This window comes from Lentibacillus sp. CBA3610, from assembly GCF_013373365.1.
Lineage (GTDB): Bacteria > Bacillota > Bacilli > Bacillales > Amphibacillaceae > Lentibacillus.
Window position 1 is genome coordinate 2994841 of the sequence record NZ_CP035925.1, and the last position, 19519, is coordinate 3014359.

At 42.7% G+C, this 19519-nt stretch carries 23 protein-coding genes; 14 read left to right on the forward strand and 9 right to left on the reverse strand.

Going from position 1 to position 19519, the window contains the following annotated elements:
• Positions 1-75: 75 nt before the first annotated feature.
• Positions 76-756 (reverse strand): adenine nucleotide alpha hydrolase family protein, encoded by a 681-nt coding sequence (locus tag Len3610_RS14630; RefSeq protein WP_176448612.1) that lies wholly within the window; start codon positions 754-756, stop codon positions 76-78.
• Positions 757-1304: 548 nt separating this feature from the next.
• On the opposite strand from Len3610_RS14630, the gene Len3610_RS14635 reads away from it, so the two are divergent.
• The 8 genes from Len3610_RS14635 (at position 1305) to Len3610_RS14670 (ending at position 8193) form a co-directional block, all read left to right on the forward strand.
• Entirely contained in the window at positions 1305-3719 is a 2415-nt protein-coding gene (locus Len3610_RS14635) for a Na+/H+ antiporter subunit A (RefSeq protein ID WP_176448613.1), read from the forward strand.
• Positions 3706-4128, forward strand: coding sequence for a Na(+)/H(+) antiporter subunit B (locus Len3610_RS14640; RefSeq protein WP_176448614.1), 423 nt, complete (start codon positions 3706-3708; stop codon positions 4126-4128). The genes Len3610_RS14635 and Len3610_RS14640 overlap by 14 nt, the downstream gene beginning before the upstream one ends.
• Before the next feature lie 2 nt (positions 4129-4130).
• On the forward strand, positions 4131-4472 hold the full coding sequence (locus tag Len3610_RS14645) for a Na(+)/H(+) antiporter subunit C (protein ID WP_176448615.1): 342 nt from the start codon (positions 4131-4133) through the stop codon (positions 4470-4472).
• Positions 4465-5943 (forward strand): Na+/H+ antiporter subunit D, encoded by a 1479-nt coding sequence (locus Len3610_RS14650; RefSeq protein WP_176449695.1) that lies wholly within the window; start codon positions 4465-4467, stop codon positions 5941-5943. Before Len3610_RS14645 ends, Len3610_RS14650 begins: the two co-directional genes overlap by 8 nt.
• 26 nt (positions 5944-5969) lie before the next feature.
• Complete coding sequence (locus tag Len3610_RS14655; protein WP_176448616.1) at positions 5970-6446, forward strand: Na+/H+ antiporter subunit E; 477 nt, start codon at positions 5970-5972, stop codon at positions 6444-6446.
• On the forward strand, positions 6446-6730 hold the full coding sequence (locus tag Len3610_RS14660) for a Na(+)/H(+) antiporter subunit F1 (RefSeq protein ID WP_176448617.1): 285 nt from the start codon (positions 6446-6448) through the stop codon (positions 6728-6730). The genes Len3610_RS14655 and Len3610_RS14660 overlap by 1 nt, the downstream gene beginning before the upstream one ends.
• On the forward strand, positions 6699-7082 hold the full coding sequence (locus tag Len3610_RS14665; RefSeq protein ID WP_369693588.1) for a Na+/H+ antiporter subunit G: 384 nt from the start codon (positions 6699-6701) through the stop codon (positions 7080-7082). Before Len3610_RS14660 ends, Len3610_RS14665 begins: the two co-directional genes overlap by 32 nt.
• A gap of 109 nt (positions 7083-7191) precedes the next feature.
• Positions 7192-8193 carry an LLM class flavin-dependent oxidoreductase gene (locus Len3610_RS14670; RefSeq protein WP_176448619.1) on the forward strand — a complete coding sequence of 334 codons (1002 nt, stop codon included), beginning with the start codon at positions 7192-7194 and terminating at the stop codon, positions 8191-8193.
• Positions 8194-8446: 253 nt separating this feature from the next.
• Here Len3610_RS14670 and Len3610_RS14675 read toward each other — a convergent pair whose 3' ends face one another.
• The 3 genes from Len3610_RS14675 to Len3610_RS14685 are packed head-to-tail and all read right to left on the reverse strand — an operon-like array spanning position 8447 to position 10917.
• On the reverse strand, positions 8447-9361 hold the full coding sequence (locus tag Len3610_RS14675) for a pseudouridine-5'-phosphate glycosidase (protein WP_176449696.1): 915 nt from the start codon (positions 9359-9361) through the stop codon (positions 8447-8449).
• On the reverse strand, positions 9361-10443 hold the full coding sequence (locus Len3610_RS14680) for a carbohydrate kinase (RefSeq protein WP_176448620.1): 1083 nt from the start codon (positions 10441-10443) through the stop codon (positions 9361-9363). Before Len3610_RS14680 ends, Len3610_RS14675 begins: the two co-directional genes overlap by 1 nt.
• 33 nt (positions 10444-10476) lie before the next feature.
• Positions 10477-10917 (reverse strand): hypothetical protein, encoded by a 441-nt coding sequence (locus Len3610_RS14685; protein WP_176448621.1) that lies wholly within the window; start codon positions 10915-10917, stop codon positions 10477-10479.
• A gap of 113 nt (positions 10918-11030) precedes the next feature.
• On the opposite strand from Len3610_RS14685, the gene Len3610_RS14690 reads away from it, so the two are divergent.
• The 3 genes from Len3610_RS14690 (at position 11031) to Len3610_RS14700 (ending at position 12466) form a co-directional block, all read left to right on the forward strand.
• A complete protein-coding gene (locus tag Len3610_RS14690) occupies positions 11031-11486 on the forward strand; it encodes a DinB family protein (RefSeq protein ID WP_176448622.1) in 456 nt (151 codons plus the stop codon).
• 338 nt (positions 11487-11824) lie between these two features.
• Positions 11825-12046 carry a helix-turn-helix transcriptional regulator gene (locus Len3610_RS14695; RefSeq protein WP_176448623.1) on the forward strand — a complete coding sequence of 74 codons (222 nt, stop codon included), beginning with the start codon at positions 11825-11827 and terminating at the stop codon, positions 12044-12046.
• Positions 12047-12064: 18 nt separating this feature from the next.
• Positions 12065-12466 carry a hypothetical protein gene (locus Len3610_RS14700; protein ID WP_176448624.1) on the forward strand — a complete coding sequence of 134 codons (402 nt, stop codon included), beginning with the start codon at positions 12065-12067 and terminating at the stop codon, positions 12464-12466.
• A 164-nt stretch (positions 12467-12630) separates the two neighbouring features.
• Here Len3610_RS14700 and Len3610_RS14705 read toward each other — a convergent pair whose 3' ends face one another.
• The 5 genes from Len3610_RS14705 to Len3610_RS14725 form a co-directional block, all read right to left on the reverse strand.
• A complete protein-coding gene (locus Len3610_RS14705; RefSeq protein ID WP_176448625.1) occupies positions 12631-13089 on the reverse strand; it encodes a hypothetical protein in 459 nt (152 codons plus the stop codon).
• A 294-nt stretch (positions 13090-13383) separates the two neighbouring features.
• The gene (locus Len3610_RS14710; RefSeq protein WP_176448626.1) at positions 13384-14898 is read right to left on the reverse strand and encodes a succinyl-CoA:acetate CoA-transferase ScpC; all 1515 of its coding nucleotides are present in this window, start codon (positions 14896-14898) and stop codon (positions 13384-13386) included.
• Between the two features lie 200 nt (positions 14899-15098).
• On the reverse strand, positions 15099-15332 hold the full coding sequence (locus tag Len3610_RS14715) for a hypothetical protein (protein WP_176448627.1): 234 nt from the start codon (positions 15330-15332) through the stop codon (positions 15099-15101).
• 10 nt (positions 15333-15342) lie between these two features.
• Positions 15343-15630: a hypothetical protein gene (locus tag Len3610_RS14720; protein ID WP_176448628.1), complete on the reverse strand. Its 288-nt coding sequence runs from the start codon at positions 15628-15630 to the stop codon at positions 15343-15345.
• A gap of 19 nt (positions 15631-15649) precedes the next feature.
• Positions 15650-16294, reverse strand: coding sequence for a LytTR family DNA-binding domain-containing protein (locus Len3610_RS14725; protein WP_176448629.1), 645 nt, complete (start codon positions 16292-16294; stop codon positions 15650-15652).
• A 173-nt stretch (positions 16295-16467) separates the two neighbouring features.
• Here Len3610_RS14725 and Len3610_RS14730 point away from each other — a divergent pair, with 173 nt between their 5' ends.
• From Len3610_RS14730 to Len3610_RS14740, 3 genes are all read left to right on the forward strand, one after another.
• The gene (locus Len3610_RS14730; RefSeq protein WP_176448630.1) at positions 16468-17529 is read left to right on the forward strand and encodes an NAD(P)/FAD-dependent oxidoreductase; all 1062 of its coding nucleotides are present in this window, start codon (positions 16468-16470) and stop codon (positions 17527-17529) included.
• Between the two features lie 645 nt (positions 17530-18174).
• Positions 18175-18549, forward strand: coding sequence for a hypothetical protein (locus tag Len3610_RS14735; protein ID WP_176448631.1), 375 nt, complete (start codon positions 18175-18177; stop codon positions 18547-18549).
• Positions 18550-18704: 155 nt separating this feature from the next.
• A complete protein-coding gene (locus Len3610_RS14740; protein WP_176448632.1) occupies positions 18705-19373 on the forward strand; it encodes an MOSC domain-containing protein in 669 nt (222 codons plus the stop codon).
• Positions 19374-19519: the final 146 nt, after the last annotated feature.

The following is a 19519-nucleotide window of genomic DNA, read 5'->3' on the forward strand; positions in this document are numbered from 1 at the left end:
TTTCATGCGTCGTAACCCCTGTGGTCCGATTCATTTAACCATTAATCAGAAGAAAAAGCCTCACTAATTGACGGCTCACTTCGCCTTCACGTTTGGTGGTTCTTTCATAACCCCTGTTACTTTGTCCTCTGTCACATGTACCTGACATGTTTTGCCTTCGTTGTTAACAAATTTAAAGACACCGTTGTTAAAATCTGTGCCAATTTCTTTATAGAATATACCTTCGTAAAGGTTATTTTTTGATCGGGTGAAACTAAGGCTATAACCGTCTTGATCCTTTTGTAAAAATCCGCGTACACCCTTTTCATAAGAGGTGTCATCTGCGCTTTTCAGTCTCCGATCCACGGATACAACGTGAATATCAATAAACGTTATCTCACGCAGCAAAAGATTCACAAAAGAGCCTTTCGTTATTTCTTCCCATCTCTTTTGCGGGCTTTGACCAACAATGATTTGTGTAACATTATGGTCATGCGCGACTTCTTTAATTGCCTTAACAGATGATTTTTTTTCATTGTCGCGAAGAATAAATTCATCGACATCAAATTCCTCGCACAACTCTTTCCACCGGTTGACATATCGGGACTTTTCCTCATCAAATTCATCATATGGCAACGGATCAACTGTTAACACATATAAAGGACAGTCCAGGATCTGAGCTAATTTATGACCGCGCCTGATTAATCTCTCACCATTCGGCCCATAATACACACAAACAAGAATACTTTCATCCATGCGTCCTTTTACTTTTTTCATGACGGCAATCACCCCTCTAACTGTCCAAGTTATATTTCAATTATGCTTTCAAACTAATATATTGTAACACGCCAACCATGTTTGTCAAACCCTTTATTGCAAGAGTTCATAGCCTATCGTAAAGGTATTTTAACGCTCTTATGATAAAAATACAATACGTATTGTTATCGATACTAAAATATCCTTCATCATCAGTGGGAAATACACCCACAGCATGAAGATTCGTTTAATATATCATAATGTATAATGTACAAAATTGCTACAATCCATATGCAAAAAAACAAAAAATAAAACAGCATCATGTGTGCATGTCATGTCAGATTCATGTATAATTTAATTAGATGAAAAATCGTTAATGGCAGTTTGCTGATTAGTAAGTGGGCTCCTCATATTATTCCTATTTTGAATATAACATTTCGAAAAATAATCTTCTTTATCAAAGGGTATTCTACAAATAATAACATATCTGCTGACTGTTATTAGCGTTCGAATTATTATGTATACTATTCATTATTCCTTAATCACGAGTCTGAAATGGAGGTTAGCCTTTGTTGATTGTAAACCTGGCAATCTTGATTCCATTTATTATTGCCGCATTTATTCCGTTTGTACATAAAAAAATAACACGCATTCACATTGGATGGATTGTGCTATTCGTTCCTCTTTTGCTGTTTATCCTGCTGGCGAGTTTTATCCCATCAATTTCAGATGGACAGACATTCGCATACACGATTCCATGGATCCCATCTGCCGGAATCAATTTTACAACTTACCTCGATGGGTTAAGTCTAATATTCGGGCTGCTTATTACAGGCGTCGGAGCACTTGTTGTCGTCTATTCGATTTATTACTTATCCAGTAAAGAATCGCTTACCCACTTTTATATCTATTTGCTGTTATTTATGGGAGCAATGCTCGGTGTTGTCTTGTCAGATAACATCATGATTTTATACGTCTTTTGGGAATTAACAAGTATTTCCTCTTTCCTGTTAATTGCTTTTTGGTACCATCGTAAAAGATCAAGAGAAGGTGCCCAGAAGTCATTACTTATCACAGTCGCCGGCGGTTTTGCCATGCTCGTTGGTTTTATTATGATGACCGTGATGACGAATACATTCAGTGTGCGCGAGATGATCGGTGCAGCGGGAGAAGTATCCGATCATACCCTTTTTCTCCCTGCATTGTTATTGATATTGCTTGGCGCTTTTACCAAATCGGTACAATTCCCGTTTCACATCTGGCTGCCTGATGCGATGGAGGCACCGACACCGATCAGTGCTTATTTGCATTCCGCTACCATGGTTAAAGCGGGGATTTATCTCGTTGCCCGCTTCACACCAGTGTTCGGCGGTGATACAACCTGGTTCTGGCTTGTGACGGGAATTGGGCTATTAACCCTGTTCTGGGGTGCTTTCAATGCGATCAGACAGACTGATCTGAAAGCATTGCTTGCCTATTCAACGATAAGTCAGCTTGGTATGATTATGAGTATGTTCGGTATGGGATCTGCCGCGCTTCATAATGGCTATTCGCCTGATTCGGTCGTCTATACACAGGCAACATTTGCAGCACTTTTTCACCTTGTCAACCATTCAACGTTTAAAGGGGCGCTTTTCATGGTTGTCGGAATCATCGACCATGAAGTGGGGACCCGCGATATTCGCAAGTTGAGCGGTTTGATCACATTAATGCCGATATCATTTACAATAATGGCTATCGGCAGTTTCTCAATGGCTGGCTTGCCACCCTTTAATGGCTTTTTGAGCAAGGAGATGTTTTTTACAGCCGCGTTAGATACGGGTGCTCTGTCAATTTTCTCATTAGATACACTTGGCGCCACTCTCCCAGTGATTGCCTGGACAGCAAGTGTTTTAACATTTGTTTATTGTATGATTCTTGTGTTTAAAACCTTTTTCGGACCTTATCGGGAAGAGAAACTTGAGCGCCCGGCACATGAGCCGCCTGTGGGCATGATAGTCCCGCCGGCTATTCTGTCATTCTTTGTTATAGCGATTTTCTTCTTTCCGAATATACTCGGAAACCATTTGCTGCGGCCGGCTATAAACGGTATATTCCCGACGTTTGCAGCTGCCGGGGAGTCATTGGGAAGATCAATTTCACAATGGCACGGATTTAATACGGAGCTTTATATGACGATAGCTATCGTCATACTCGGCACAATCCTGTTTTTAACACTGCGTTATTGGGCAGGCATCTATCATTTATTTCCGGAAAAGTTGTCATTCAATGCATTATACGACTTTTCCCTGGAGCAACTGGAAACCCGGTCGAACTCAGTGACTAAATCGTATATGACTGGGTTTCTCCGTGACTATTTTGTATATATCTTCCTGTTATTTATTGGTTTAACAGGCGGTGCCATGATTTTCACCGGTGCTTTCGATTTTGATATATCCGGTAATGCACCAATAGCCACATATGAATGGGTACTGGTCATCATAATGTTTTCCGCCGGTATTGCCATTCCTTTTGCCAAGTCACGTTTGACGGCAGTCTTGCTTTACGGTGTGATTGGCTATCTGGTTGCCATATTCTTTGTATTAATGCGGGCGCCGGATTTAGCACTCACCCAGATTGTCATTGAAACCGTCACAACTGTTCTCTTCCTGGTGGCATACTATTTTCTGCCGGAGTGGGGCAAAGAAAATACACCAAAACGTACAAAAGTTACCAACTTAATAATTTCCCTGTCCGTTGGTGCCATTTTTATCGTGGTTGCACTGGCTGTTCAGAATGGACGTCTATTCGAATCCATCTCCAGCTTTTATGAAAATGCCTATGAACTGGCGGGCGGCCGAAATATTGTCAATACCATCTTAGGTGATTTCCGTGCATTGGATACCATGCTTGAAGTTGTGGTGCTTCTGATTGCCGGTCTCGGTGTCTACGCGTTTATTAAGCTAAAGTATGGAAAGGGGAACCAGAACCTTGAAGATAAATGATGTGATTTTGCATTCCGTTACAAAAGTCGCTGTTTTTATCATATTGACACTGGCCGTTTACCTTTTCTTTTCAGGACACCATAACCCGGGAGGAGGATTTATCGGCGGCCTCATCCTGTCGTCTGCGTTTGTCTTGCTTTTTCTTACCTTTGATGTTGAAACAGTCAAGACAGCGGTTCCTGTTGATTTCAAAACGGTTGCCGCAGTCGGGGCTTTTACTGCCGTTGCGACAGGTCTGGGGTCTCTGTTCTTCGGTCAGCCGTTCTTGTCACAGGCGTTTGGCTATTTTGGGTTGCCTATTTTGGGTGAGACGGAGCTTGCAACGGTAACACTCTTTGAATCGGGTATTGCCCTTGTAGTCGTAGGTGTTGTCGTAACAATTATTCTTAGTATCGGGGAGGATGTATAGTTATGGAAACAGTCATTACAATCCTTTCAGGTGTTCTGGTGTCTATTTCCACCTATATGATCCTGTCCAGAAGTGTCATCAGAATCATTTTAGGTATTTCCATCTTTTCACACGGTGTCCATCTTTTGCTGCTGACGATGGGTGGATTAAAAACAGGTTCAGTCCCACTTCTGGGCCGGGGAGCAGAAAGCTTTACAGATGCATTGCCTCAAGCACTGATTTTAACCTCGATTGTGATCAGCTTTGCTGTAACGGCACTGCTGCTTGTTCTGGCTTACCGCGTTTATCAGGAATTGGGGACGGATAATGTTTATGATTTGAGAGGTTTTAAAGATGATTTATAATTTGATTGTCATACCGGTAATCCTCCCTATAATAGCTGCTATTATTTCGATTTTCCTTCGTCGCTTTATAAAGACGCAGCGGTGGATTGCTTTTGGTGTCATGATTATCAATACAGGTATAAGTATCTATATTTTACAGTTGATTCAGCGTGAAGGGATTCTCCGGATCGACTTTGGCGGATGGGAACCGCCGTTTGGTATTCTGTATGTAGCTGATTCATTTTCCATGCTGCTCGTCCTGACGACAAGTATCGTTACGGCGATATGTCTTCTGTTTGCTTTTTCTTCAATCGGCGAGCATCGGGAAAAAATGTTTTTCTACCCGCTTGTGAGTTTTTTGGTGGCAGGCGTCAATGCCTCCTTTTTAACAGGGGACTTATTTAACTTATATGTCAATTTTGAGATCATGCTGCTGGCCTCTTATGTCCTTATTACCCTTGGCGGAACAAAAGTTCAGTTAAGAGAATCCATCAAGTATGTGGTCATTAACGTTGTTTCATCATTCCTCCTGCTCCTGTCGATTGCGTATTTATACGGGACAGTCGGCACATTAAACATGGCCCATATATCCGAACGCATTGCCGAGGCCGGGCAGACACCTTTATTAACCGTTATCAGCATATTCTTCCTGTTTGTTTTCAGCTTAAAAGCGGGGCTTCTTTTGTACTTTTGGCTCCCGGGCTCCTACAGTGCACCACCTGCAGCCGTTGCTGCCCTATTTGGCGCACTGCTGACAAAAGTCGGCATCTATGCACTATTTCGGGTATTTACGCTGATCTTCTATCATGATTCGGCTATTACCCATACGCTGATTGGTATAATGGCTGCATTGACCTTAATCGGAGGCAGCATTGGTGCAGTGGCATACAAGGATGTCAGGCAGATTGTATCGTACAATGTGATTATCGCTGTCGGTTTTATTCTCGTTGGACTGGCTGTTGGTACACCTGAAGCGATTGAAGGTTCTATCTATTATCTAATACATGATATGATTGTCAAAGCTTTACTGTTTTTAATTGCCGGCATCATGGTTGTGGTGAGCGGTACCGCCAGAATCGATGAAATGAGCGGGCTGATCCGAAATTATCCGTTATTGGGATGGGTCTTTTTCATCGCCATGTTATCATTAGCAGGGATTCCGCCCCTTAGTGGATTTATCGGGAAAGTATTGGTTGGACAGGGAGCTGTCGAGACAGGGGCTTATATTTTGCTCGCCCTTGCTTTCCTATCAAGTATTTTTGTCCTGTATTCCCTATTGCGCGTATTCCTGAACAGTTTCTGGGGGGAAACCATTATCACCGTGGAAGACGAAATGCCGATGAAAAAAGGCTGGATCATACCAAGTGTTATTCTTATGATTGGCACGATCGGATTAGGCCTTGGACCGGAATTCATTGCAGTGTATGTATCAGATGCGGCAAACACACTATTAAACCCTGAGACCTATATTAATGCGGTCATGACCGACTGATTGACAGTTAAGGAGGAGGTCGTTATATGGCAGCCCAGTTTCTGCTGAATATTGTTATTGCATTTCTATGGACACTCATAGCTGATGAACTGTCCGTTAACACATTTACATCCGGATTTTTAGCAGGTATCGTGATTGTATTTCTGATGCGGCGCTTTTTCGGACAGCAATTTTATTTACGAAGAGTTTATGCTGCAATAAAATTACTGGTTATTTTTATGACCAATTTATTGACATCAAGTATTCATGTTATCAACCACATTTTAAAGCCGACCATTCGCATCAAGCCTGGGATATTTAAATATGATACCGTGCTGGAAGGTGAATGGGAAATTCCCGCTCTTGCCCTGTTGATGGCATTGACACCAGGTTCGGTGGTAATGGAAGTAACACCTGAAGGCGACGCGGTGTACATTCATGCGATGGACGTTGAAGAATCCAAAGATATGCTGTTAAGATCTGTGGTTAGATACGAAAAGGCTATTATGGAGGTGACCAGATAATGATAACATTCATGCTGGTTGCTTCGCTGATATTGTTCGGGGTGGCTGTTGGTATAGCCCTGTACCGCATCATTGCAGGACCGACTTTACCTGACCGTATTACAGCAATGGATTTTATTGGTGTTAATCTCATTTCGGTTATAGGGGTTATATCGGTACTCTTTAATACACTGGCTTTTTTGGAGGCCATTCTGGTTATGGCGATCTTGCTGTTTATCAGCACGGTTGCCTTTGCCCGGTATATCGAGAGGGGTGTTATCATTGAACGTAAGCGAGATCGTTGAATTTCTGTCGGCACTCCTAATTTTAATTGGCAGTATTACAGCTGTCATTAGTGCAATTGGGCTCATACGCTTCCCGGACGTTTATACCCGTCAGCACGCTTCAACAAAAAGTATGACACTTTCCGTATTGTTAACGATGGTCGGCGCATTCTTCTTTTTTCTGGCACTTGAATCCCACATAAGTATCCGACTGCTGTTGGGTATTGTATTTATATTTCTGACAGCACCCGTATCCGGACATCTTATCGTCCGGGCTGCCTATCGCCGGAAAATTAAAACAGCTGACTCAACCCTTGAAGATGAGTTATATGATGTGTTGCATAAGGAAGAAGAACAAGACAGAGGCGAGTAGCTTGTTAACAGCAGATACTCGCCTTTTGGTCATATTTCACAAACTACCGGGCAAAATATTGGACCTTCCATCTGTCAGGTCGTATCATCTTTCATAAGGAGTGAGACATATGAGTGCCAAAACATTCAATAATATTCCACTATCTGTTCTGGACCTTGCCCCGGTTCTGGAAGGCAGCACACCGGAGCAGTCGTTCAAAAATAGTGTGGCGTTAGCACAGAACGTGGAGAAATTCGGGTTTAACCGTTACTGGCTGGCCGAGCATCATAATATGCCGGGAATTGCCAGTTCAGCAACATCCCTTCTGATCGGGCATATTGCCGGAGCCACGAACGAGATGCGTGTCGGTTCAGGCGGTGTCATGCTGCCGAACCATGCCTCTCTTGTCATCGCGGAACAATTCGGAACACTGGAAACGATCTATCCCGGTCGTATTGATTTGGGGCTGGGACGGGCTCCCGGAACCGATCAGGCAACTGCCTACGCATTACGGCGCACACTGAATCAGCGGGTTGAAGATTTTCCAATGCAAGTGGAAGAACTGGAAAACTACTTTGCCGGAACAGCCGGCGTACGCAGCGTACCCGGTGAAGGACTAAATATCCCTATTTGGCTGCTCGGATCAAGCGGGTTCAGTGCCCAGCTCTCAGCGCAAAAAGGACTGCCATTCTCATTTGCCAGTCATTTTGCACCGGATAACACGATTGCAGCGCTGAACTTATATCGCGACAATTTTACACCGTCTGAAGTAATGGATAAGCCACATGCGATGATTGGCGTTAATATCATTGCAGCAGATACAGATGAAGAGGCAAACTATCTTGCCACAACGCAACAGGAGCAAACGTTGAGTATCCGGCGCGGACAACCGGAGAAACTGCAGCCGCCGATTAAGAATCCTGATCAAGTCTGGTCGGAAATGGAAAAAGCCGTTGTCGAACAATCGAACAGCTCCCCATACACGCTGATCGGCAGCAAAGAAACCATCAAACAAGGATTGGACAAACTGCTTGAAGAAACTGAAGCAGACGAAATGATCATCAATTCGCAAATCTATGACATTAAAGCCCGGATCCGCTCGTATGAGATTGTCGGGGAACTGATGGAATAGACGATGCTTAATAAGTAAAAAGCCCGGCCATGTACCGGGTTTTTTGCTTTGGATTGCTTTCCTCAAATGTGAACTTTAGCATTTTATTTGTGAACTTTAGCGAAAACAATGTGAACTTTAGGAGTTTTAGTGTGAACTTTAGCAAAATCACTGTGAACTTTAGCATTTTGCCAAAATCCTTCAAACAAAAAGCCGTACCTCCAAACGGGAGTTACGACTTTTATTAACTGCGGTCAGTGTATATGTTTGTTCTCTAATCCAAACCCGCCAGCTTGACAGCTATCTCCGCGCCGACATGAGCGTTATGCTTAACCAACGCTATATTGGCATCCAAGCTTTTGCCGCCGGTCAGCTCTTCCACTTTGGCCAGCAAAAATGGTGTGACGTCTTTGCCGGTTACCCCGTTTGTATCTGCTTCTGTCAGAGCCTGATCAATGACCGCTGCAATTTCTGTTTCGGGGATGGCATCTGCTTGCGGAATCGGATTGGCGATAACTGCCCCGCCGGCGAGGTCAAGATCCCATTTCGTCTTCAGCGTCGAGGCAACAGTTTCCGAATCATCTGCTCGGACGTTAACCGGGAATGGACTTGTCTGGGTATAAAACGCCGGAAGCACATCTGTTTCATACCCAATAACCGGTACCCCTTTCGTTTCCAAGTATTCCATTGTCAGACCAAGATCCAGAATTGATTTTGCCCCGGCGCACACCACCGCGACATTAGTCCGGGCCAATTCCTCCAAGTCTGCCGAAATATCCATCGACGTCTCGGCACCCCGATGAACGCCGCCAATTCCGCCGGTCACAAACGTCCGGATATCGGAAAGCTCCGCACAAATCATTGTGGCTGCCACCGTCGTCGCACCTTTTTGCCCTGTTGCAACCAAGTACGCCAGATCACGCCGCGAAACTTTGGCGATGCCTTCTGCCTGGGCAAAATCCTCCAGTTCCGCATCACTCAAGCCAATTTTGATTTTGCCGTCCATGATGGCGATTGTGGCCGGAACCGCACCGTGTTCACGTATAATCTGTTCCACCTCGCGTGCCGTCTCAACGTTTTTCGGATAAGGCATGCCATGGGAAATAATCGTGGATTCGAGTGCAACAACAGGCTTGCCCTGTTCTTTCGCAGCCTGGACTTCTTCTGACAGTTCAAGATAGTGTTTCATCATGATTCCTCCAAATCTTTCTGTAATTGAGATGCTGTTAGGTCAGGGCGTACGGTATAAGATGAGCGCAATGTTTTCGTCGCGTTGGCAACGCCGGCCTGTGCACTAAGAACGGAATCATCTCCTTGCAGCCAGGCATAGGCGACAGCCGCTGAAAAGGCATCTCCCGCCCCGGTCACATCGACAATTTCTTCGGTTTCAACCGCCGGAATATGGTGAATCCCGTCTGTCTGATTGCCAACAATTGCGCCTTCTTTGCCATTGGTGATCACGACATTGGCAATGCCGATTTCCAGCCATTTTGCTGCTGAATCACGGCCTGAAAAACGTCCCTGAAAATAGGCCTCAGACTCATCCTGATTCGTGATCAGCCATGTCAGTCCGCTCAAATCATCCGGCAAACGCGTCATTTTCGGTCCGGATACCGTCACGAATATAAGCGGGATTTGGTGACTCGATGCAAAGTGATGTAAAAATGTGAGTGTTTCTTTTGGACAGTTTAAATCAGCCAGAATACACTTTGCCTGTAAAAGTACTGGTACCTGTGCCTGCAGCCATTCCTGTGTCATCAATTCAAAAATATCCATGTCAGCCAGGCCATATAATAAATCTCCTGACTGATCCAGTACAGCCGTATATGACCCGGTTGCAGCTTCCGTATATTGAGTCACATCCTGCAAATTCATATAGGGAGCTGATGCCTCCGCAATAGAATCCCAGTCTCTATCAATTCCACCAGCCGTGAGCAGCTTGGCATTCATTCCAAGCCTGCCTAGATTTTCAGCAATATTCCGGGCAACCCCTCCCGCATTTTGCGTCGACGTAATCGGGTTAGATGTTTCCGGCTGCAGAGACGCTTTCGCATAAAACTTACGGTCAACATTCGCACCCCCGATACAGACGATTTCTTCCATATCGTTCAGGACATATGCTTTGCCACGGATATAGCCTTCTTTCATCAGGCCTGAAATCAGGTTCGCTACAGATGGCCGGGACAATCCCATTTCTTCAGCCAATTCCTGCTGTGATATATATGGATTTTTTTTGATAAGCTGAAAAAGCTTGTGTTCTTTATCGTTCATAATTGCATCCTCTTATTAACATTTGTTTATATTTTAAACTTTTGTTTTAGAATCGTCAAGTGTTTTGTCAATGTGATGTTTTATATCTTCAACCGCTTCTTCTGTCAGCCAGTCGATATTAATCTGTAGTTCGCGGTCATGTTTTAGTTTAAAAATCAACAGCGGATAGTATTCAATGTAACGTTCAATCGAACTGAGGGGCAGTTTTTTCCTGGGCAGGATTGGGAAGCCCCGGTTAATCAGCATGACGCCATCTTCAATGCGAATATAGTCCTTCTGATCCATATTGATATATTGCATGCCCTGAATGAGTGCAAAAAGAAACACGATCATCGTAATGACCAGGATCACCGGATGGATTTCTCCCTGCAGCAGAGCATCGACAGTCAGCCAAATGATACTGAAGATCGCAGTGATGAACGATGATCGCCCCCACTTCACCCAAGCCTTATGATTAGCGTATTTATAAGACAAACGAATCACTCCTTATCATCATTTACGATAGCGTCCAGGCAAATGTTTCATCGTTTGGAAATAGGGCAAAAATTGTTATAGTGGAGTTAGACTAATAAAAAGTGAGGGATAACATGAACAATCTAATTATTTCGCAATTTAATATCACACACAACGGCTTCATGAATGAAATTAAAGACTTGGACAAGGCCACGCTCGATACCCAGCCGGAGGGATTTAATAACACAATCCGTTGGCACATTGGGCATGTGCTGACAACGAACGAACAATTTTTATTCGGATTTCCGGATAATACGGAGCATCTCCCGGAGCGCTACAAAGATTTGTTTGGTTTTGGCTCCAAACCGGCGGACTGGCCTGAGGATGTGCCGAGTGCAGACGAGCTGGCAGAACAATTAAGCAGTCAGCTGGAACGGATCAAAGCCATTCCCGAAGAAAAATATGCTGAAAAATTACCGGAACCTGTACTGGGCGCCCAGACATATGGCGAACTGGCAGCCGTGGCAGCATTCCACGAAGGCAACCACGCCGGCCGCGTGAATGCTATGAAAAAGGTTCTTAATAAATAATGATACTACAGCACGCCGTAGTATTACGGGTTTACTTTACTTGTGAGGTGCAAAATACTAATTTGCAGAGGAAGGCTTTCGCAAAACTAGCTAAATCATAGTTAAAAAGGTTTAGGGAGATTCTTATCTCTAAGCCTTTTTTTATTCAACTGAAGCGTCTTTTTTGCAGCTGATTATACCAATGCCATATTCCAAAGTTCTTTGTCGCCATCAAACCCCCGTCTATTAGCCGATTTATGGATTATACCGTTCAAAGCCGCATAATCCATTTTTTAAGGCATCAATGTATAGTTTACACTACTTTATGTATATGATAATCTACATTAGAGGTGGGTTTTTTGAAAAGAGGAAAAGTCTTAAATAATGTCCGTTTACATAGAAGAATGCTTGAGATGACTCAAGAAGAGCTTGCCGAACAGGCAGGTGTACACAGGCAAACCATCATTGCCATCGAAAAACAGAAATACGAGCCTGCTATTGGTGTGGTAATGGCTATATCCAAAGCGCTAAACGAACCAATTGAAGCACTGTTCTACCTGGAGGATAAAAAGGAAACCTGACTTTTTGGAGGGAAAGAAATGCGTTTAAAGAAATGGGTGATATTACTTTTTTATGTTTACTTATTCGGAGCTTTTGCATATTTAAGTTACTTGGAATTTATGGACGACAGGGGGATTATGTGGATACTTTTGGCGGTAGCGGCTATTGGTTTGGGATACCAGATCATTGACTTTTTAATCAGGAAAAAGGGTGATCGCTGGAATAGCAGTTATGTCGTTGCAGATGACCGCATTTTTCGTAAAATCCTGATTTCGCTTGCCCTCTCATATGTTTTTATTTTGGCCTTCCTATTAATTGGCACCATCGGATTATATAATGGCTTCATTGCAGGACACCCGATAAATGTTATGGTAGCTGCTATCATTTTAAGTTTGCTCATTTTTATGCTATCTCAAATTGTGCAGCGATTTATAGGGTGAATGAGCATTTTTCACCCCCTTCCTTTTAATACAAAGTAAACATATTGCCGGGCAATAATATTTTATCCCGCCCGCCCATATGTGAAGAAACACTTTGAGTACAGAGCAACTTCTATCAGTAGCATTTCATACTTCTCGACAGTAGTCATTCCAAACACGTACTCTTAATTTTTAATAATGGTGTCTTTGCTTTTTATTATATTTAAACTCATGAGTATTTTTTTAATTAATTGATAAATAATTAAAAATAGTAAAACAAGAACTGGTCCATGTAGTTGTTGAACTAAATTAAAATGGCCAATATCTGCTACAACCTCTATTAATGATCCAATTAGAAAGAAAAATATACAAACTGCCATGTTCATAAAGATAAAAATATTTAAATTATTGCTTTTCTTTTTGATAAGCCAATACGCTACTGCTATAAATAACAGTGTTAATGCAAATTCAATTACAGATGCCATGTTGTTTAACAGGTTTAGCTTATTAAATGATTCTTCGGTTATACGCTGATTGGTTCCCCAGGGCCTAGTAAAGCTATTTTTATACAATTTAAGACCTAAATAACTACAATTAACGATAATTATAAAGCTTACAAGCAACCTCATATTCTGATTAGTCACTTTCCCCCTCCTTTATTCTTTGTATTTTTCTTACGCTTAATGTTATAAAAAATTACACTAGATTTAAAGTCGTCAGGTCAAAGACGTTTTTAACGTAAAGGTCACTTGCTTCAAACCCAGGTACCGTCAGTTTTCATTATATAAGTAAATTCTGTTACCAAATCATAAACCCCGGCATCGTCTAAGCTGACGATGCCGGGGTTTTTCAATAGAACATTCATGAGCAGTGATTGATACGTTACAGCATGAACGCTGAATTACATGATGTAAGCAGTCCCCACCCCCCAATGGGTGCTAGACAGTCTCCGGTATGTGCTCTTTCATCGTGCCATGCTCGGCAAAGTGCGCATGCCAGGAGAAGGCTTTCTCCAATATATGTGGTGTCTGACCGCCGCGTTCAAGCGCTTCATTGTAGTAATCCCATAGTTGCTGGCGGTACATTGGATGAGCGCAGTTTTCAATGATCTTCGGTACACGTTCTCTTGGCGCCAATCCACGCAGATCGGCATAGCCTTGCTCAGTGACGACGACATCCACATCATGTTCCGTATGATCGATATGGGAGGCGAACGGGACAATGCTGGAGATATCACCGTCTTTTGCGATAGATTTGGTCACGAAAATGGCCAGTTTGGCGTTACGCGCGAAATCACCCGAGCCGCCGATCCCATTCATCATTTTTGTACCGGAAACGTGTGTTGAATTCACATTGCCGTAGATGTCGAATTCAAGCGCCGTATTGATGGAAATCAGTCCGAGACGGCGGATGATTTCCGGATGGTTGGAAATCTCCTGCGGTCGCATGATAAGTTTGTCACGGTATTTTTCAAAATCCGAAAAGACCTGCTTCATTTTATCTTCTGACAGCGTGATCGAACAGCATGATGCAAAATCCACTTTACCGGCATCGATCAAATCAAATACGGCATCCTGCAAAACTTCCGAATACACTTTCAGATTTTTGAATTCCGAATCAATCATACCATGCAGCACCGCATTCGCCACGGAACCAATACCTGACTGAAGCGGGGCCAGCTCTTTCGTGAGACGGCCGGATGCTACTTCATCCCGCAGAAAATCAAGCAGGTAGTCGGCCATCATTGTCGTTTCTTCATCAGGTTGTCCGATCGTTGAAGGCGAGTCTTCCTGATGTGTTAAAACGATGCCTTTAATTTTGGCCGGATTAACCTGGATGCTTGTCTCACCAATACGGTCATCAGGTTTTGTGAGTGGAATTGGCTGACGCTCGCCCTGTTTAGCCGGACTATACAGATCATGCACACCTTCAAGCAGCTGTGGGTGTGCCGTATTGATTTCTACAATGATGTTGTCCGCATTCTCAGCGAATACAAGTGAATTGCCGATGGAAGTTGACGCCACAATGCTGCCATCCTCATTTATCGCAATCGCTTCCAAAATGGCGTAATCAATCGATTCAATAACATCGTGCCGGATCCATTCCGACGTATGGGACAGATGGTGATCAACAAACAGATGCTCACCCTGATTGATTTTTTTCCGCATAAGCGGGTCTGCCTGGAACGGTAAACGCTTATTAATGATTCCTGCGTCAGCAAACATTTTATCAATATCCGATCCAAGTGATGCGCCGGTAAATACGTTTACTTTAAATGCCTCATCTTCTGCCCTGTCAACGAGAGCTGTTGGCACCGCTTTCACATCACCTGCACGTGTAAAACCGCTCATCCCCAATGTCATGCCATCCCTGATCCATGAAGCAGCATCTTGTGCTGAAACAACACGATCACGGAGGCGCTTGTCATGAATACGTTCTTCCTTAATGTTCATGATGTAACCCCTTTCTTATGAGTTGTAGAACAATTCTAACGTACTAATGGGAAATGATTGGGATTTTTTGAAGGGAATAGCAACATTCATTATGAAAAAGAAAATTCTATGAATGAAGCAGCAGATTTTTGTATAAAGCAGAAATTTTGATGTTGAAATTTAGGGAGGGCTATTAATATCAGTAGCTGAACGGGGGTTTTTCAGGCACTTGTTCCGGCTCTCGTGCCCATGTCGGCTCGTTCCGGAACATGTTCTGACTTTCCAGCCCATGTTTGACTCTCTTCGGAACATATTTTGATTCTCCAGCCCATGTTTGGCCCTCTACGGAACATATTCTGATTCTCCAGCCCATGTTTGACTCTCTTCGGAACATATTCTAATTCCCCAGCCCATGTTTGCATCTCTTCGGAACATATTCTAATTCCCCAGCCCATGTTTGGCCCTCTACGGAACATATTTTGATTCTCCAGCCCATGTTTGGCTCTTTTCGGAACATGTTCTGATTCTACAGCCCATGTCCCGCTCGCTCCGGAACATGTTCTGATTCTCCGGCCCATGTTCGGCCCTTTCCGGAACATGTTCTGATTCTACAGCCCATGTCCCGCTCGCTCCGGAACATGTTTTGATTCTCCAGCCCATATCCCGCTCTCTCTGGAACATATTCTGCTCCTTCAACCCATATTCCGCTTCCCGGGAACATAAACAGCATCCCGGATCAGTAATGTTCACCACGTAACGTCTCCATCTTTCCTTAGAACCCGAGCAGCTTCCGAAAATAGCTCGAATACGACTGGCTGACCGGTACTTGAAGACCATTATCCATCGCCAGAATAAACGTGGAGTGCGTATCCGGAAAAATATCCCGGATATGATGGACATTGACGATAAATGAGCGATGGCAACGAATGAACGTCTCCCTTGGAAGCGAATATTCGTAATCCTGCAGCGCCCGCTTTGTTGTGCCGGCCAGCTCATTGGCATACACGTGCGTTTTACGGTCTTTTGCTTCCATAAAGACAACATCATGAAATGGGATAGGCCGCCAGCCGTCTGCCGTTTTGACGGTAACAACAGACTTTCCCTCAGTCATGACCGGATAAATCGCTGTCACACAGCCTTCCATTTTACCATCCTGATGAAACGGTACAGCCATTCCGTGGTAAGGCACACCGAACACATTGCGGTCAATAAACTCCGATACCTTTTGCTCGGTATGTAACGCTTTATGCGCGATCGTCCCTTCCACCACCGGATCGCCTGGGCTTATTTTCAAATCAATCCGTTTGCTGGGACGGTAATAAATATATTCATTCATGTCTGAAACAGCAATCGATATTTCATCTGAAAACAGTTCGCCAATCACATCCAAAAGTGAGCCAAATGTTAAGCGATTCATTAGAAAACACCTTCCCTGATTGATTATCCAGCATGTAACTGGCAATACTTTATAACCATACTGTATCACTGCGACACTTTACATAACAATTCCTTTCTTTTCCTAGTTTTCCAGCGGCACTTTTGGTAATCTTAACAGTGAGAGCACTTATACATAGTTAAGGAGTTTTAAAGATGAAAAACATTGTTATCCTTGGCGGCGGATATGGCGGTATGAATATTCTGCAGAACTTAATTGAACAAAATTTGCCCGAGGATGTGCATATTACACTAATTGACCGTAATCCATATCATTCAATTAAAACGGAATTTTATACGATAGTGGCCGGTACCTCCGCTGATAAAGATGTACGCATGGACTTCCCGGAACATGATAAAGTAAGCTATGTATTCGCTGAAATTAACAAAATTGATGTCAGCGAACAACAGATTCTTTTCCAGGAAAGAAGTGAACCCGTCCACTATGACTATTTGATCATTGCCCTGGGTTGTGAAGACAATCATCACGGTGTTGAAGGAGCAGAGGAATTTACCGAAAGTGTTCAGACATTCAACAAGGCACGCAGCGCTGGAATGGCGGTCGGCAACCTCCCCGCTTATGGAAAAGTGACCATTGTCGGTGCGGGGCTGAGCGGGATTGAAGTGGCAGCGGAAACCCGGGAAAGCCGTCCTGATTTAAATATTCGGCTGCTTGACCGCGGACAATCCGTTCTTAAAGCATTCGATACAAAAATCCAGAACTATGTTGAGGACTGGTTCATGAAAAATGATGTGGGTGTGATTCATGGGGCCAACGTTGAATATGTGGAAAAAGATGGCGTCTGTGACAATGGTATCTGTTACGTAAACGACGTCACCATTTGGACAGCAGGCGTTCGTCCCAATTTTCTGGTGCGTGAACTACCGCTTGAACAGGATAACCAGGAAAAAATTGTCGTCAATGACTATTACCAGGTACCGGAACAACCGCACATTTATGTTGTCGGTGACTGTGCTTCCTCTGAACATTCCCCGAGTGCACAGCTGGCCAGGCAGCAAGGAGAGCAAATTTCAGATATCCTCGCAGCTGTCTTAAAAGGCGATAAACCGAAAAAACCCGGCAAACTCAAGTTGAAAGGAACACTTGGCTCGCTCGGAAGTTCTGAAGGCTTCGGCGAGATGATGTCCCAATCAATGGTCGGCTACATTCCGCGGCTGGCGAAATCCGGCGTGCTTTGGCTTAATAAACGGCACTAGCTGTTATGATTCATGTTTACCCGTATAGTCTTTTCCGAAAGCTGTACGGGTTTTGATTTTGCCGTGAAGACAAATGCATGTTAATGCTTGTTCAGATTGTGAAGGTCCAGGTAAGGGATGACTCTTCCAGGTGTCAGCTTTTGTAATTTAAAAAGCAAATGAAAAAAGAAGGAAGATTGATCTCTTTAAGTAGTTCACTTACAGTGGAGAGAAAATAAAAAACAATACATTTGGCGTACTACATCACATAACATTTAGTGCGCTATTTTTTACTATCATAACAACCTTTTGAAGGAAAAAATTGATGTTTTATCATTCGTATTAGCTCAATAATTAACAAAGTGACAATAAATATTTGTCATTATCCTAAGAGTATTGATAAAACGGCTAAAATACCTTTTAATTCAAACGCTATTTTAGCGTATATTATGTAAATAGAGTTACGCTTTGAAAATTTTATCCAGGTATTCTGAATATTTGTGTTAAAATAACACTAAAGATTGTAACGAATGGTCTTATTTTAAATATGTAGGCTTACAAGTTCTTTCAACAATCGGGCCATTTTGTTGAAGAAATCCGTAACCTGTTATGAATTCAATTCGTCTAACATTACAAAAGGTTTTAATAGGGAGGAAGTATTTTGTAATGAAACATTCAATATTGACTTTAACAGTTTTCACAGTATTTCTTTTGTTGGCAACTGGCTGTTCAAGTTTTAATACCCAGGACTCATCTAATCCAGAATCATCAGCAAACTGGGCATACCGATTTGTAGTGTGGAATGGCGATATGTATCGTTTGAGTGATGAATATGTTGATGAAGTATCTAAAGAAATCGGAAAAGTCACGAAGTATTCAGATATAGAGGGGACATACTCTGGAAATTTTTCTAATGAGTACGAAAAAGGTACTAAGTACTTTTCCATCAAAGATGTTAGTACAGACGAAGCTATAGCTATCCAAGAAAAGAATGGTAAATATAGAAAAGCGTTAAACGAAGGAAAATATGGAAAAAAGTAAGCTTCCTCTGTTAACGGGCGCGCTAATCGAATAAGTGCGCCCTTATAAAAAGGACTGCATTGTTGATTTAAAAAGAATAAGGATTACAACGTTAATAGGGTTGAGGAGCTCATTCTTGTGTGAGTAAAAGCAGTGTAGAAAGAAGGTATATTTAAATGGTCAACACTGAACAGATAGAAATAAAAAACCTTTCAATTGGGTTACCAAAAAAAATGAAGTGCGGAAATGGAAAGGAAATAAATACTGGAATTCGTAAACAGACAGCGGAAGAAGCTTTCCTAACAAAAGATGGCTTTAAGAGAGATGGCGTTGGGGACTTAAAGAATCACGGTGGTCTAGATCGTGCCGTATGTGTATACCCGTATGAACATTATTTACTTTGGGAAAATGAATTTGGAAATGCTTTACCACCCTCAACTTTTGGTGAGAATTTAACCGTAACGAATATGTTGGAAAAAGAAGTTTGTGTGGGGGATGTTTTTCGTCTAGGAGAAGCTATTATACAAGTTACACAAGGAAGAGTCCCGTGCAGTACAATTACAAAAAGAACTAAAAACCCTTCATTTTTGAAAAGGATGGTAGAAACAGGTTTTACAGGTTATTTATGTCGCGTTTTAGAAGAAGGTGTTGTCCGAAAAGATTCTAAAATTACATTATTGGAATCACATCCAAGAAAAGTATCTATTCTATACGGAAATGAGATTTATTTTCATAAGCAAAAGGATATTGAAGGCATAAAAAGGTTATTAGCTGTTGAAGAACTAGCTGACGAGTGGAGAGAACCACTGATGAATCGGTTAAATAAACTGACTACCCTTCATTAAATTCTTTCGTGATTCCCTTAAGATTTTATGTAGAGATATAAATTTATAAACTAATCAAGTATTTCTTAAATTAACGGACGCTCTCACGACATAAGAAATACGCCTTATCGGGCGTCATTAAAGAAGTTAGAATGATATACGAGGGG

Bases quoted from the DNA above. Each gene is read 5' to 3' on its own strand.
- Len3610_RS14630 (WP_176448612.1), bottom strand. From the start codon at position 756: ATGAAAAAAGTAAAAGGACGCATGGATGAAAGTATTCTTGTTTGTGTG.
- Len3610_RS14645 (WP_176448615.1), top strand. From the start codon at position 4,131: ATGGAAACAGTCATTACAATCCTTTCAGGTGTTCTGGTGTCTATTTCC.
- Len3610_RS14655 (WP_176448616.1), top strand. From the start codon at position 5,970: ATGGCAGCCCAGTTTCTGCTGAATATTGTTATTGCATTTCTATGGACA.
- Len3610_RS14660 (WP_176448617.1), top strand. From the start codon at position 6,446: ATGATAACATTCATGCTGGTTGCTTCGCTGATATTGTTCGGGGTGGCT.
- Len3610_RS14670 (WP_176448619.1), top strand. From the start codon at position 7,192: ATGAGTGCCAAAACATTCAATAATATTCCACTATCTGTTCTGGACCTT.
- Len3610_RS14675 (WP_176449696.1), bottom strand. From the start codon at position 9,361: ATGAAACACTATCTTGAACTGTCAGAAGAAGTCCAGGCTGCGAAAGAA.
- Len3610_RS14680 (WP_176448620.1), bottom strand. From the start codon at position 10,443: ATGAACGATAAAGAACACAAGCTTTTTCAGCTTATCAAAAAAAATCCA.
- Len3610_RS14690 (WP_176448622.1), top strand. From the start codon at position 11,031: ATGAACAATCTAATTATTTCGCAATTTAATATCACACACAACGGCTTC.
- Len3610_RS14700 (WP_176448624.1), top strand. From the start codon at position 12,065: ATGCGTTTAAAGAAATGGGTGATATTACTTTTTTATGTTTACTTATTC.
- Len3610_RS14710 (WP_176448626.1), bottom strand. From the start codon at position 14,898: ATGAACATTAAGGAAGAACGTATTCATGACAAGCGCCTCCGTGATCGT.
- Len3610_RS14715 (WP_176448627.1), bottom strand. From the start codon at position 15,332: ATGGGCTGGGGAATTAGAATATGTTCCGAAGAGATGCAAACATGGGCT.
- Len3610_RS14725 (WP_176448629.1), bottom strand. From the start codon at position 16,294: ATGAATCGCTTAACATTTGGCTCACTTTTGGATGTGATTGGCGAACTG.
- Len3610_RS14730 (WP_176448630.1), top strand. From the start codon at position 16,468: ATGAAAAACATTGTTATCCTTGGCGGCGGATATGGCGGTATGAATATT.
- Len3610_RS14735 (WP_176448631.1), top strand. From the start codon at position 18,175: ATGAAACATTCAATATTGACTTTAACAGTTTTCACAGTATTTCTTTTG.
- Len3610_RS14740 (WP_176448632.1), top strand. From the start codon at position 18,705: ATGGTCAACACTGAACAGATAGAAATAAAAAACCTTTCAATTGGGTTA.